Origin of the sequence: Pseudarthrobacter cellobiosi (assembly GCF_023913755.1) — a bacterium.
Taxonomy (GTDB): Bacteria; Actinomycetota; Actinomycetes; order Actinomycetales; family Micrococcaceae; genus Arthrobacter; species Arthrobacter cellobiosi.
Genome location: NZ_JAMXBJ010000047.1, coordinates 69,242 through 83,543, shown reverse-complemented (window position 1 = coordinate 83,543; position 14,302 = coordinate 69,242). Strand labels below are relative to the sequence as shown.

General features: G+C 65.3%; 12 protein-coding genes and 1 pseudogene. 6 read left to right on the top strand and 7 right to left on the bottom strand.

Features of this window, described 5'->3' with window-relative positions; genetic code table 11:
• Nucleotide 1 precedes the first annotated feature (1 nt).
• The 7 genes from NG696_RS13620 to NG696_RS13590 all read right to left on the bottom strand — a co-directional run bounded on the left by NG696_RS13620 (nucleotide 2) and on the right by NG696_RS13590 (nucleotide 7,686).
• Nucleotides 2-427 (bottom strand): heat shock protein transcriptional repressor HspR, encoded by a 426-nt coding sequence (locus NG696_RS13620; protein ID WP_308291974.1) that lies wholly within the window; start codon nucleotides 425-427, stop codon nucleotides 2-4.
• A gap of 15 nt (nucleotides 428-442) precedes the next feature.
• Nucleotides 443-1,423, bottom strand: coding sequence for a DnaJ C-terminal domain-containing protein (locus NG696_RS13615; RefSeq protein WP_252568619.1), 981 nt, complete (start codon nucleotides 1,421-1,423; stop codon nucleotides 443-445).
• Nucleotides 1,424-1,517: 94 nt separating this feature from the next.
• On the bottom strand, nucleotides 1,518-2,204 hold the full coding sequence (locus NG696_RS13610) for a nucleotide exchange factor GrpE (protein ID WP_252568620.1): 687 nt from the start codon (nucleotides 2,202-2,204) through the stop codon (nucleotides 1,518-1,520).
• 2 nt (nucleotides 2,205-2,206) lie between these two features.
• A complete protein-coding gene (gene dnaK / locus NG696_RS13605) occupies nucleotides 2,207-4,087 on the bottom strand; it encodes a molecular chaperone DnaK (protein WP_252575786.1) in 1,881 nt (626 codons plus the stop codon).
• Nucleotides 4,088-4,307: 220 nt separating this feature from the next.
• Nucleotides 4,308-4,535 (bottom strand): hypothetical protein, encoded by a 228-nt coding sequence (locus tag NG696_RS13600; protein ID WP_252568622.1) that lies wholly within the window; start codon nucleotides 4,533-4,535, stop codon nucleotides 4,308-4,310.
• 69 nt (nucleotides 4,536-4,604) lie between these two features.
• Nucleotides 4,605-5,384 carry a TetR/AcrR family transcriptional regulator gene (locus NG696_RS13595; protein WP_252575785.1) on the bottom strand — a complete coding sequence of 260 codons (780 nt, stop codon included), beginning with the start codon at nucleotides 5,382-5,384 and terminating at the stop codon, nucleotides 4,605-4,607.
• A 79-nt stretch (nucleotides 5,385-5,463) separates the two neighbouring features.
• Nucleotides 5,464-7,686, bottom strand: a complete 2,223-nt coding sequence (locus tag NG696_RS13590) for an MMPL family transporter (protein WP_252575784.1) — start codon at nucleotides 7,684-7,686, stop codon at nucleotides 5,464-5,466.
• 186 nt (nucleotides 7,687-7,872) lie between these two features.
• Between NG696_RS13590 and NG696_RS13585 the strand changes: the two genes are divergently transcribed.
• From NG696_RS13585 to NG696_RS13560, 6 genes and pseudogenes are all read left to right on the top strand, one after another.
• Complete coding sequence (locus NG696_RS13585; protein ID WP_252568626.1) at nucleotides 7,873-8,388, top strand: MarR family winged helix-turn-helix transcriptional regulator; 516 nt, start codon at nucleotides 7,873-7,875, stop codon at nucleotides 8,386-8,388.
• A gap of 45 nt (nucleotides 8,389-8,433) precedes the next feature.
• On the top strand, nucleotides 8,434-9,255 hold the full coding sequence (locus tag NG696_RS13580) for a methyltransferase domain-containing protein (protein ID WP_252568627.1): 822 nt from the start codon (nucleotides 8,434-8,436) through the stop codon (nucleotides 9,253-9,255).
• Nucleotides 9,256-9,331: 76 nt separating this feature from the next.
• Nucleotides 9,332-9,811: a hypothetical protein gene (locus NG696_RS13575; RefSeq protein ID WP_252575783.1), complete on the top strand. Its 480-nt coding sequence runs from the start codon at nucleotides 9,332-9,334 to the stop codon at nucleotides 9,809-9,811.
• 109 nt (nucleotides 9,812-9,920) lie between these two features.
• Complete coding sequence (locus NG696_RS13570) at nucleotides 9,921-10,544, top strand: LysE family transporter (RefSeq protein ID WP_252575782.1); 624 nt, start codon at nucleotides 9,921-9,923, stop codon at nucleotides 10,542-10,544.
• A 132-nt stretch (nucleotides 10,545-10,676) separates the two neighbouring features.
• Nucleotides 10,677-11,685, top strand: a pseudogene (locus NG696_RS13565) (bile acid:sodium symporter family protein).
• 98 nt (nucleotides 11,686-11,783) lie between these two features.
• The gene (locus NG696_RS13560; RefSeq protein ID WP_252575780.1) at nucleotides 11,784-13,961 is read left to right on the top strand and encodes a chorismate-binding protein; all 2,178 of its coding nucleotides are present in this window, start codon (nucleotides 11,784-11,786) and stop codon (nucleotides 13,959-13,961) included.
• Nucleotides 13,962-14,302 lie beyond the last annotated feature (341 nt).

Sequence of the window (14,302 nt, the reverse complement as noted above, 5' to 3'; positions counted from 1 at the left end):
CTTATTCGCCGAGCGCCCTGGGCCTCCAGACCACCACGGCCTGGGACCGCGCGCGGGGGCGCTGGCCGCGGGCCAGGCTCACAACATCGCCGGCGGCACCGGCCGCGAAGATCCGCGAATCAAGGGGATCACGACGGCGGCCCAGCTCCTCGGTCAGCTCGCCCACCCTGCGCTGCAGCGCGGCCACCTGGTTCTCAAGCTCAAGGATCCGTTTGATGCCTTCGAGGGAGACGCCTTCGTGGGACAGCCGCTGGACTGCACGCAGCATGTTGATGTCCCGCTGCGAATAGCGGCGCGACTTCCCCGGCGCCCGGCTGGGCGAGACAATGCCCAGCCGGTCATACTGCCGGAGCGTCTGCGGGTGCATATCCGCCAGTTCAGCCGCGACGGAGATCACGAAGATCGGCTGGTCTGCGCTGATGTCCACGGTCTGCTCCGTTGCTTAGAGCCGGGCCTTGGCGGCCAGGCCTTCACGGACATCGGCGTCGGCGGTGGCTTCGGCAAAGGCCTTCACGGCCGCTTCGGCTTCCTTGTTCAGGTTCTTCGGAACTGCGACGTCGATGGTCACCAGGAGATCGCCGGTGACCTTGGAGGTCTTCACGCCGTGGCCTTTGACCCGGAGCGTACGCCCCGAGGGCGTGCCGGCCGGAACGCGGACCTTGACGGTCTCGCCGTCGATGGTGGGGACCTGGATGTCGGCGCCCAAGGCAGCTTCCGGGAAGGTGACCGGGACATGGATGCGGAGGTTGTCGCCGTCGCGCGTGTAAAACTCGTGGGGCTTGACGGACACGGCCACCATGAGGTCGCCGTTGCCGGCGGGTCCTGGCTGGCCCTTGCCGCGGACGCGCACTTTCTGGCCGTCCTTGATGCCGGCGGGAACGCGGACGTCGATGACGTCACCGCTGGGTTCGCGCAGGCCGATAGTGGTGCCGCGGATGGACCCGGAGAAGGAAATGCTGGTGGTAGCTGTACGGTCGGCACCTTTCGAAGGCGGACGCTGGAAGCCCGTCTGGCCGCCGAAGCCGCCGCCGCCAAACAGGTCAGCAAACTCGGGCGGGATGCCGCCTGAGGTGTTGAACCCGCCGGGCTGACGCCGCGCGCCGCCGGTGAACAGGCCGCCGAACATGTCCTCGAAGCCGCCGTTACCGGCACCGGCACCGGCACCGCCGGGGGCAAAGCGCGCGCCGCCACCCATAGCCCGGATGGCGTCATACTGCTGGCGCTCGTCCGGATCAGACAGCACTGAATAGGCTTCGGAGATGTCCTTGAACTTCTTCTCCGACGCAACGTCTCCCGAGTTGGTGTCCGGGTGGTGCTGGCGGGCAAGTTTCCGGTAGGCCTTCTTGATGTCGGCGTCGGAAGCGTCCTTGGCGATACCAAGGATCGCGTAAAAGTCCTTGTCCACCCAATCCTGGCTAGCCAATGGCGTTTCCTTTCAAATCTCTGTGCCGAGATGGCAGTTCGCGGCAATGTTCTTGCGAAACACTGCCGCGAACTGCCATCTTGATGGGGTAATGCTAGGCCGGGACTGCGACGATGACCTGCGCTGCGCGGAGGACGCGTTCGCCTGACCGGTAGCCGGAGCGGAGGACCTGGCTGACGGTGTCAACCTCGATGTCCTCGCCCGGCTGCTGGATGAGGGCCTCGTGGATCGTGGGATCGAACTCCACTCCGGTCTCGTCAATGCGGACCAGGCCGTACGTCTTCAGCGCATTCTCCAGCTTGGTGGCGATCGCGGCGAACGGGCCGTCGGTCAGGTCACCGTGCTGGCGGGCAGCATCGACGTCGTCAAGCACCGGAAGCAGGGAGTTCAGGACGCCGATAACGGCCATCTCCCCTGCCACGGCCCGGTCGCGCTCAACGCGCTTGCGGTAGTTGACGTATTCAGCCTGGAGGCGGAGGAGATCGTTCTTCAGCTCGGCAGCTTCAGCGTGTCCTGCACCCTGTGCCACCGATTCCTCGGCGGGCACCTCGATGCCGTTCAGGATTTCCTCGGCCTGGGCGAGTGCATCGCCGTCGCTGTCCACAGGCTCGCCAACCGGGGGCTCGCCCACCGGAGACTCGCCGACCGGAGCGTCAGCGGGCTGCTCGCCCTCCGGGTGCCGGGCCTGCCCTGTCACCGGGTCAACCTTGCGGTTGTCCCGGATGACCGGCTCCTGGTTCGCGGATGAGTTGTGCTCGTCCTCGTTACCGTGGTGCGGCATGGCTACTTCTTCGCTTCGTCTTCGTCGATGATCTCGGCGTCGACGATGTCCTCATCAGCAGCCTTGTCGCCGGCGGGGGCGCCACCAGCGGTGCCTTCGGCACCGGCGGCACCGGTGGCACCGTCCGGCGAACCGGCCTGGGCGTAGATGGCTTCGCCGAGCTTCGACTGGGAAGCCTGGAGCTTCTCGAACGCGGTCTTCACGGCTGCGTCATCGGTGCCTTCGAGGGCCTTCTTGAGCTCGTCGACGTCGGCCTGGACCTCGGTCTTGACCTCTTCGGGCAGCTTGTCGGCGTTGTCGGCGATCAGCTTGTCCACGGAGTAGGCGAGCTGCTCGGCGGTGTTGCGGGTGTCGGTCGCCTCACGGCGGGCCTTGTCCTCGGCTGCGTGCTCCTCGGCGTCCTTGACCATGCGCTCAATGTCTTCCTTGGAGAGCGCGGTGCCACCGGTGATGGTCATGGACTGTTCCTTGCCGGTGCCCTTGTCCTTCGCGGAGACGTGGACGATGCCGTTGGCGTCGATGTCGAACGTGACCTCGACCTGCGGGACGCCGCGCGGAGCCGGCGCGATGCCGGTCAGCTCAAACGTGCCCAGCGGCTTGTTGTCGCGGGTGAACTCGCGCTCGCCCTGGAAGACCTGGATGGCCACGGACGGCTGGTTGTCATCAGCCGTGGTGAAGGTCTCGGACCGCTTCGTGGGGATGGCGGTGTTGCGCTCGATCAGGTGCGTCATCACGCCACCCTTGGTTTCGATGCCCAGGGACAGCGGGGTGACGTCGATCAGCAGGACGTCCTTGCGCTCACCCTTCAGAACGCCGGCCTGGAGTGCTGCGCCAACGGCTACAACTTCATCCGGGTTGACGCCCTTGTTCGGTTCCTTGCCGCCGGCCAGTTCCTTGACCAGGTCGTAGACAGCGGGCATACGGGTGGAACCGCCCACGAGGACGATGTGGTCGATCTCGGAGAGCTTGATGCCGGCTTCCTTGATGACGTCCTGGAACGGCTTCTTGGTGCGGTCCAGCAGGTCCTTGGTGAGGTCCTGGAACTTGGCGCGGGTCAGCTGCTCGTCCAGGTGGACCGGGCCATCGGGGGTGACGGAGAGGTACTGGAGCGAAACGTTGGTGCTGCTGGAAGAAGAGAGTTCCTTCTTGGCCTGCTCCGAGGCTTCACGCAGGCGCTGCAGGGCGATCTTGTCCTTGGACAGGTCAATGCCCTTGACCTTGAGCTGGTTCAGCAGGTAATCAACAACGCGCTGGTCCCAGTCGTCGCCGCCAAGGTGGTTGTCACCGGCGGTGGAGCGGACCTGGATGGTGGAGAAGTTGTCTTCATCCTTGCCGACTTCCAGCAGGGAGACATCGAAGGTTCCGCCGCCGAGGTCGAAGACCAGGATGAGCTCGTCTTCCTTGCCCTTGTCCAGGCCGTACGCCAGAGCGGCCGCGGTGGGCTCGTTGACGATGCGCAGGACGTTGAGGCCTGCGATTTCGCCGGCCTCCTTGGTGGCCTGGCGCTGGGCGTCGTTGAAGTACGCGGGAACGGTGACGACGGCGTCGGTGACCTTTTCGCCGAGGTAGGACTCGGCGTCGTTCTTCAGCTTCATCAGGATGCGTGCGGAGATTTCCTGCGCCGTGTACTTTTTGTCATCGATGGCGACGTTCCAGTCAGTGCCCATGTGGCGCTTGACGGAATGAATGGTGCGGTCGATGTTGTTGACGGCCTGGCGCTTGGCGATCTCGCCAACCAGGACTTCGCCGGACTTGGAGAATGCAACGACGGACGGCGTGGTGCGGCCGCCCTCGGCGTTGGCAATAACGGTGGGCTCGCCACCTTCGAGAACGGAGACGACGGAGTTGGTGGTTCCGAGGTCGATACCTACTGCACGTGACATGTGTTGCTTCCTTCTTTCCTTGGAAACTTGCTGGCGCTCGTGTTGAGCGTTCTGCACTCAACTTTACTCAAGGCACAAGCGATGTCAATCCAAAGTTGAGCGGAGTGCGCTCAACTTTGGATTTTTGGGTCACGGCATCTTCAGCGAGCCCCCGGAATCCCGGGGTTTTCAGGCGGGAAATCCGCTTCCCTGGCAGTAGTTCGCTGTGCGTGAACGGCCGCTACCGGTTCTTGTCCTCGTCCACTTCCACCTCGCGGGCGCTGTCAACAGAGCCGGCCTCGCCGTAGTCGCCTTCGGGATAGTCGCCCTCCTCGGGCTGGTTCTCCGCGCCGCCTACGACGCCGGCCTCGCCGTAGTCGCCTTCCTCATACTGGCCACCCTCACCCTCCAACCCGGGCTCGGTGCTGCCCTTGCGGCGATCTTCTTCAGGTGCGGTGTTCTCACTCATGACGTGATCTCTCCTTTGAGTTTCCGCGTCCATCCGGGCGCATTTGGAGTCTACCCATCCGGAGGCGGGCTAAACAGGGGTGGCCGCAGACTTCAGGGCGTCCCGCGGGTTTCTGTCAGGCACGAGCCCGGCCATCCCCGCGAGGACGGTGAGGTGGTGTTCAAAGAGTTCGTCCCGGGCACGGAACGTATCCGCCCCATATTGGCCAAAGACCTCGAAACTCACGGCCCCGAAGAGCGACGTCCACACGAGGGCACCGTTCGCCTGGAGTTCTTCCGGCATGGCGAGCCCAAGTTCGCTGCGGATCGCTTCCAGGTCGGCGGACAGGGCAGAAGGTACGACGGCGGTGCGCGCCGTCGTCACGGTCAGGGCACCTGCCCGGTAGGCGCCGTCGAGAATGCCGATCAGGCGGTAGATCACGCGCGTTCCCGGGGGTGTGGTCTGGACCGAGGGAGCCTGGTAGCCGGGGACCGGACTCCCGAAAAGGAGACCGTACCGGGCCGGTTCCCGTAGCGCCCATGTCCTGACAGCCCGGCCGAGCGCCTTGAACCTGCCATCGAAGTCGCGCTCCGGCAACGCGTTCACCGCGGCATCCACGGCGTCGCCGAGCTCGCTGTAGGCGTCCACCAGAAGCAGCGTGAGAAGCTCGTCGCGGTTGGCCACGTACCGGTAGACCGCGGAGGAGACCACGCCAAGATCCCTTGCAACGGCACGGAGGGACAGGGCTGCCGCGCCGTGCGTTGCCAGGTGGCCCCTGCCCAGCCTGACGATGTCAGCAATGGTCTGGGCCCGGGCGCGCTCCCGCGGCGTCCGAAGGATGGTTTCCGCGTCCGCGGCAGGGTCATTCATTGGTCCAGCATCGCACAAAGCAGAGCAGTGTCAACAATTGAGAACACTGCTCTTGACAACTGTCAGCCGGGGGTGCACGCTATTGGAGAGCAGTGCTCTCAATTGCGAATCCTGAAGGGGAAGCCCGCCGCACCGCAACATCCAGCTCCGGCCTGCCGAGCTTGCCCGGCCACCAGATGCGCGGGCCGATGTCGTGCGCCAGGGCGGGGACCAGCAGCGAGCGGACCAGCACGGTGTCCAGCAGGACGCCGAACGCCACAATGAAGGCCAGCTGCACCAGGAACATGATGGGGATGACGCCCAGTGCTGCGAACGTGGCAGCCAGCACCACGCCGGCCGAGGTAATCACTCCGCCGGTCACGCCGAGTCCGCGCAGGATGCCCGGCCGGGTCCCGTGTTTCAGCGACTCTTCCCGCACACGGCTCATTAGGAAGATGTTGTAGTCCACGCCCAGGGCCACCAGGAACACAAACCCGAACAACGGGACGGTGGCGTCGGCACCCGGGAAGCCGAGGATGTTGTTGAAGACCAGCGCCGAGACGCCCATGGCCGCCCCGTAGGACAGCACCACCGAAAGCACCAACAGGACCGGCGCCAAGACAGATCGCAGCAGCAGCATCAGGATGAGCAGGATGACCGCCAGCACGATGGGGATGATGATCGCCAGGTCGCGCTGGGCGGTGGTGTTGGTGTCCAGCGCAGTGGCGGTCACGCCGCCAACCAGCGCGCCGGCGTCGACCGTTTTTACCTCCTCGCGCAGCGCCTTGACTGCATCCTCTGCCTCAATGGAATCCGCGGCGTAGTTAAGCGTGGCGTTGATCAGCACCTTGCCGTCGTGGACGTCCGGTGCGCCGGGAGTGCTTGGAGCGCCGGGGGCTGCTGGTTCGCTGGAAATAATCGGTACCCCGCCTTCAGCCAGGAGATAGGCGTCCCCCACCCCGTCGGCCGCTTTGACTTTTGCCAGCACTTCATCGGCTTTGCTTTCGTCCGCAATTACGACGGCGGGGCTGCCGCTGCCGGCGTCGAAATGCCGCGCCAGCGCGTCCTGTCCGTCCACCGCATTGGACGCGGTGAGGATGACGTCGGTCTGCGGCACGCCGTTGGCCTTCAGCTGAAGCACCCCGGCCGAAGCCACCAGCAAGAGGAGGACCGACGCGACCCAGACCGTGCGCGGGCGGCGGGAGACCAGCGAACCCGTGGCCCGCCAGATGCCCTTCTGCCCCTCCAGGCCGGTGACCAGCTCGGGCTCACGCTCGCCTGCCAGAACCAGCCTGGGGCGGAACGGCCAGAACGCGGCCCGGCCCAAGAGCGCCATCAGAGCGGGCAACAGCGTCAGCGCGGCGAAAAGCGCGCAGAGAATGCCAGCAGCCGCAACAGGGCCCAACGCCTTGTTGGAGTTCAGGTCGGAGAACAGCAGGCAGAGCAAGGCGATGATGACGGTGGCGCCGGAAGCCAGGATGGGTTCGAACGACGCTTTCCACGCAGTCAGCACGGCTTCGGTCCGGTTGCGGGTGTGGGTCAGGGCCTCGCGGAACCGCGCCACGTACAGCAGGGCATAGTCCGTGGCCGCGCCGATCACCAGGATGGACAGGATGCCCTGGCTCTGCCCGCTCAGCTGGATCCAGCCGAGCTTGGCCATGCCGAACACCAGCAGGATGGCGGCGCACAACGCAAAGACCGATGTCAGCAGCACGGCGATGGGCAGGAGGAGTGAGCGGTAGACGATCAGCAGGATAAGGAAGACCGCACCGAGTGCCACCAGGAGCAGGATGCCGTCTATGCCGGCGAAGGCGCTGACCAGGTCTGCGGTCAGGCCAGCAGGTCCGGTGACGAAACTCTGCATATGTTCAGGTGCGGAATTAGCCAGGAAGTCCCGCAACTCCTGGACGGATTCCTTCAGCTCGTCGGAGGACCCGATCGGGGCGATGAACTGGACCGCTTTCCCGTCCTCGGACGGGATGGGGCCGATCACCGCGCTGCCCAGCTCCAGGCCCTCCAGCCCACTCTTCAGGGATGCCAGTTCGCCAAGCTCCGCGGGGCTGATGGCAGCGTGGTTCTCGACGACGATGACCGCCGGCACTTCGCCTGAATCGCGGAACTTCGTCTGCCAGTCCTGCGCAGCGGTGGCTTCGGCGCTGGCCGGAAGGAAGGAAGCCTGGTCATTCGAGGAGACCTCGTCGAGCCGGCCGAACGTGGGTCCGCCCACCCCGGCGATGGCCAGCCAAATGAGCACCAACAAAACGGGAAGGAGCCAGCGAAGCCAGAACGGAACCCTCGCACTGTGTTGGGGACGGGATTTCATGATTCCTGCTTCGCTCGGGGTGGCCGCGGTAGACTTTATTCCATCCTAGAGTATCTCTACCATGGAGATAAATACTCTGACCGAGATTCCTGTTCGGGACTCCGTTTCAGGCATCGCTGCCGTAATATCCGTCAGGGCACCAGGCCCGATCACGGGCACCAGGCAAGCGAGTGGAGGAGGTCGGACATGACGGACGAAGCGTTCCAGCGCCCACCGGACTCCGCACCCTTCGCCCTGGTCCGCCTGCTGCAGGACTTCACACTGGAGGCCAACCGCTACGTGGACACCGCCGGCGGCCGCAACGACATGCACCGCACGGACCTCAATGCGCTCGCGGTGATCATGCGGCACACCGCCAAGGGCCTGGTGGTCACGCCGGGCATCCTGCGCAAGGAACTCAACCTCAGCTCGCCCGCCACCACCGCCCTCATCGACCGGCTGGACAGTTCAGGGCACGTGGTCAGGGAACGCCTCGGCGCGGACCGGCGACAGGTCCAGCTGCGCATGACACCCAAGGCCTTCCAGGACGGCAGAGCCATGTTCATGCCACTTTCCCTCCACATGGGTTCTGCAATGGCGGGCTTCTCCCCCGAAGAGCTGGAGCTCGTCAGCCGGTTTATGACCGCCATGGTGGACGCCACCGTCGCGGCCCGCGAGGAAGCCGCCGACGACGGCCCCGCCTCCCCTCCCCCGCCCAAGTAGGTCGGGTTCCGTCCGTTTTTCACTGCGGAGGGGTAGCGTCTCATTATGAGTACGCAGCAGCCTGACGACGACGATGTGTACACCCACGGCCACCACGAGTCGGTGGTCCGCGCCCACGCCTCCAGGACCGCGGAGAACTCCGCGGCCTTTGTCATTCCCCACCTCACGCCCGGGGTTTCAGTGCTCGACGTCGGCTGCGGCCCTGGGAGCATCACCTGCGATTTCGCGGGGCTGGTGTCGCCCGGAAAGGTCACCGGCCTGGACCGGTCACCGGACATCATCGCCCAGGCCACGGCACTGGCCGCCGAGCGCGGCGTGGCCAATGCCGAGTTCCTGGCCGGCAACATCTACGACCTCGACTTCGAGGACGAAACGTTCGACGTCGTCCATGCCCACCAGGTGCTCCAGCACCTCACCGACCCGGTGGAAGCGTTGCGCGAGATGCGCCGGGTGGCGAAGCCGGGCGGCATTGTGGCAGTGCGCGATGCTGATTTCCACGGCATGAGCTGGTACCCCGCCATCCCTGAGCTGGACGAATGGATGGACCTGTACCAGCGGATCGCCCGCCGCAACGGAGCCGAGCCCGACGCCGGCCGCCGGCTCGTGTCCTGGGTCCAATCCGCAGGCTTCGGCGACGTGGCCCCCACCAGCAGCAACTGGCTGTATGCCACCGGGCAGCAACGGAGATGGCAGGCCCGGGTCTGGGGTGAGCGGGTGCTGCACTCGGCCTTCGCGGAGCAGGCCCTTGAATACGGCTTCGCAAATCCAGCAGACTTGGCCCGGATTTCGGCTGGCTGGCACCGCTGGGGATCCACAGACGACGGCTGGTTCCTGATCCCGAACGGTGAGGTCATCGCCCGGGCGTAGGAGCATGGGCCGCCGTTGTCCACACACGGCAATTGCCCTGTTCCGGCCGGCAGCAAGCCGCAAATAGCCTCGAACCATGATCATTCAAGCAGGCTTCGACCTCCAGATTCTTGTCCGCCCGCTCATTATTCAGGAGGGAAGGGTCCTCCCCAAACTTGTGGTGATCGGCCTCGATGCCGACATGCAGCTGGACGGCATCAACGTCGTCAGTGACGAGTTTGCAGGATCATTGGAACCGCATCACGATGCGATTCTGGACTGGATGGATCTCGACTGGACCAGATATTTTGCTATTGCCCATGCAGGAATCTGGCCTGAAAACGACTACTACTCCGAGTCTCCGATCCTCCAAGAGGCCAAAACATTGAAGGCAGCTGCGGCTCAGCGCGGACTCCGAATGATCGGGCATTTTGGCCTCAACGAAACCGGGTATATGTCTGACGGGCCACACTCGTACTTCGACCAGTACGGACTCAGCGAGGATCTCCCACCCACCAGGTCCCACTGGGTGAATTCAAAGTACGGCAAGTGTGCCAACATGCCCGAAACTCAATGAGACCTTTAGTTTGAAGACGAGGTTGAGATGCGAACTGAAGTATTTGCTGGTCCCACCCACCGCGTGGCCATTCCAGCGACCACCTTGATGACGGCACTAAACTTGGCAGGTGCAATTCTCCCTTTGGCTCGCCCTCGCGGGCGCCGGTGTCCTGATCAGTTTCACGCCGGGCGCCGGTGCCATCAACACCATGAGCAACTCGCTGACGTCCGGGTTCCGCCGCTCCATCTGGGGCATCCTTGGCCAGCAGGCAGCCCTGGTTGTCCACGTAGTGATCGTGGCGTTGGGCGTTGGCGTCCTGGTGGCAAGCTCTCCGGCGGCCTTCAACGTGATCCGCTATGCCGGAGCCGCCTACCTGGTGTACCTGGGCATCCGCCAGTTCCTGAGCAAACCGAAGCAGGACCAGGAACAGGCCGCCGCCCTCCGGAACGAGCCTGCCTGGTCAATGTTCCGGCGCGGCCTGTGGGTCAACCTGCTCAATCCGAAGGCGATCGTTTTCTTCCTCGCGTTTATGCCACAGTTCATCCGCCCGGAACAGCCGCTCCTGCCGCAGTACCTTGTGCTCACAGCTACCGTGGTGGTCATCGACATCCTGGTCATGTGGTTCTTCTTCGCCTTTGCCGCCAAGTCCTTCCAGCGCTTCACGCACAACGCCCGCGGCCAAAAGATTCTTAGCCGGATCTTCGGAGTGCTCTTTGTGGCGGTGGGAATTCTCCTCGCCCTGATCCACTAGGCCTGATCCACCGGGCCTGACCTACTGGGCCTGATCCGCCAGAAAGCCCCACTCACCTCACCTGTCTGACATTTTGCCCGGCACATGGTCACGAAGTGGCCACCTGCCGGACATAAATGCCTCGATCAATAAATGCTTGAGGCAACCAAATCCCCCACATCGACAGAATCCGGCACTGATCACGCCCCGGTACCACCAACCCGGCGCTGGCCGCCGAAGCGAAAATCGCGCGGCTTGCCGTCACGATCTTCCCGGCGCTGGTGGTTGTGGCAGGCGTCGCCGGCTTCCTTATGCCGGCAGCGTTCCAGCCGCTGGGGCCCAGCGTCCCCTACCTGCTGGGCATCATCATGTTCTGCATGGGCCTGACCCTGACCCCGCCGGATTTTGCCTCGGTGGCGAAGCGCCCATGGGCAGTGGTTCTGGGCATCGTGGCGCACTACGTGATCATGCCCGGCGCTGGATGGCTGATTGCCGTGGCGCTCCAGCTTTCGCCGGAGCTTGCCGTAGGCCTGATCCTGGTGGGCTGCGCACCATCCGGCACAGCCTCCAACGTGATGGCATTCCTGGCCAAGGGGGACGTGGCGCTGTCCGTAGCCGTGGCCTCGGTATCCACCTTGATCGCACCGGGGTTACGCCGCTGCTGGTCCTCTTCCTGGCCGGATCGTTCCTGGAAATCGACGCCGGGAGCATGGTTCTGGACATCGTCAAGACGGTTCTCCTGCCCGTCATCGCGGGGCTGCTGGCGCGGCTGTTCTTCAAGAACCTCATCGCCAAGCTGCTGCCTCCACTGCCGTGGGCATCCGCCGTCGTAATTTCCTTCATTGTTGCGATTGTTGTGGCGGGCAGCGCCTCCAAGATCGTGGCCGCGGGCGGCATTGTGTTCCTCGCAGTGGCTCTCCACAACGGCTTCGGCCTGGGCCTGGGCTACCCGGCCGGCAAACTGGGCCGGCTGGACGATAAGGCACGCCGGGCCCTCGCCTTTGAGGTCGGCATGCAGAACTCCGGCCTGGCAGCCAAGCTGGCCACCGCGCACTTCACCCCGCTTGCCGCATTGCCGTCCGCCGTTTTCTCACTCTGGCACAACATCTCCGGCGCGATCGTGGCAGCGTGGCTGGCGCGGCGCCCGCTGCGGGACTCCTAGCAAGGACTGCCTTGAGGCATCGTCGCGCATGTCCGCACCGTCCTCGGCCAGGCTGCGCCGCGACAGCAGCTGACGCAGCAGCAGGTACGCTCTATTTCATGACCCCCGCACCTGTGATCATCGCCATTGACGGGCGATCCGGCGCAGGCAAGACCACTCTGGCCATCGAACTCGCCGCGCGGCTACGGAACCATCACAAAGTCGCGCTCTTCCACCTTGAGGACATCTACCCGGGCTGGAACGGCCTCACCGCGGGCATCGAACGCTACGTTTCCACCGTGCTCACGCCGTTGAGCCGCGCCGAGCCCGCCACCTGGACCAGCTGGGACTGGGACAGGCATTACGACGGCGACACCCGGGTCACGCTGCCCGCCGAGATCGTGGTCATTGAGGGAGTGGGGGCGGCCGCCGCCGACGCCAGGCCCCTGCTCAGCGCTGTCATCTGGGCCGACTCGCCAGACGACATCCGACGGAAGCGGGCCTTGGACCGCGACGGCGGCACCTATGAACCGTTTTGGGACCAGTGGGCTGAGCAGGAAGACGCGTGGCTCGCAGCCGACGACGTCCCCCACGAAGCCGATATCCGCGTACTCAACAATGCCGACGGTTCCGCGCCCGCGGACGTGCTGCAGGCCCTCGCGTACCTGCCCGCGCTCGGACCGGCGCTTGTTCCCGAGCTTGCCGCCCGCCGCGGCATCAGGCTACGCGCAGAACGGCTGGACGCCAGGCCGGACGCCGCCGCCCTCTTCGAGAACCTCTACGGCGGATCAGCGAACACCGTCTGGCTGGACTCCTCCAACGCAGACATCACCAACTCGGACTCCTCCAGCGCGTCCACCGGCGCACTCGCCAACACACCCGCCGGGCCGCCCGCGGAGCAGTCGCTCGCGCCGTCGCCCGCCACCGAGCGCAGCCGCTTCAGCATCCTCGCGGACGACGGCGGGACGTACGGCCAGGCGGTCACGCACCGGTCCGGCGAAAGCGTCATCACGGCAGGCTCCGCCACGGCGCGCGTGCCGGGACCGTTTTTCCGCTGGCTGGACACAGTCTGGGGACGCAGGGCTGTCCGCACGCCGGACGGCTACCCGGGCGACTTCACCCTGGGCTGGCTGGGCTGCCTGGGCTATGAGCTCAAACGCGAAACCGGCGGAACGGACGTGGCGGCGCCGACTCCCGACGCGGCCCTGATCTTCGCGGGCCGAGCCGTCGTTTTGGACCACGTTGAAGGAACGGCCTGGCTCCTTGCCCTGGAAGCGCCCGACGCCGACAGTTGGCTGACCGACGCCCGTGCCGCCGTCGCCGCGACAACCCACAGCACGCCAAGCTTCGGCTCACAAACCATCGGTGAGACAACCACGCACGCCGGCGCTAGCAACGGCGTCGTACGTCCCGTTGGGCCCGCGTTCAGCAGCCGCGACACGGAGCCCTCCTACCTGGCCAAAATCGCGGCCGCCCAGCACGAAATCCGTGAGGGGAACTCGTACGAGGTGTGCCTGACCACCACGCTCACGGCCCGCCTGTCTGCCGCCGAGGCGGCCCCCTGGCCCACGTACCTCGCGCTGCGGCGGAAGAATCCGGCACCGTTCGCCAGCTACCTGCGGTTTGGCGGGCTGACGGTGGCCAGCACGTCGCCGGAGCGGTTCCTGAGGATAACGTCCGACGGCGGCATGCGCGCCGAACCGATCAAGGGGACCCGCCGCCGGGGTGCTGATCCGGAGCGTGACAGGCAGCTGCGGGAGGACTTGGCGGCCTCGCTGAAGGACCGGGCGGAGAATATCATGATTGTGGACCTGCTGCGGAACGATCTCAGCCACTTCGCGGAGCCCGGGTCGGTGACGGTCAGCAGGCTGTGCGAGATCGAAAGCTACGCCACGGTGCACCAGATGGTCAGCACCATCGACGCGCGGCTCCTGCCCGGCTCGCCGCGGGCCGAGGCGGTGGCCGCATGTTTCCCAGCCGGTTCCATGACCGGCGCCCCGAAAATCAGCACCATGGCAATCCTGGACCGACTGGAGGAAGGCCCGCGTGGCCTGTATTCAGGCGCGATCGGCTATTTTTCCCTCAACGGGGCCACGGACCTGGCGGTGGCGATTCGCACCCTGGTAACCACGGCGGAGGCCGGGGACGGCAGCGAACAAGCGGCGACGGCGGAACTCACGCTCGGCGTCGGCGGCGCCATCACTGCCGACTCGGTACCTGACGAGGAGTACGACGAAATCCGCGTGAAGGCGCACGGTGTGCTTTCCGCGCTGGGTGCGGACTTTCCTGGCGGCTAGGCAGGCCCGATGACGGCGACGGCTTCCCGCCGTAGGTGACCAGCGCACCGGTCAGGGCAATGGCCAGCGCTGCTGCGAGGATGGCCAGGACAGGATTGACCCAGTCCGGAACCGTGTCATACAGGTGGTTGCATCTGTTATGCAACGGGAAGTACAGGGTCCCGTCGCGCTCATGTCGAAGGCGGTAGTTGATGTCCAGCTCCGGCCGGCGACCGCACATGTTCCATCGAGGGCCTGGGCAAAAGCGGAGGCCTGGATGAGGGTGACGGTGGTCAGCAGGGGTAAAGGACACTACGGTCAGTGTTCCCTGAGTAGTCGCCCTCTCTGCGGCGCTCCAGTCC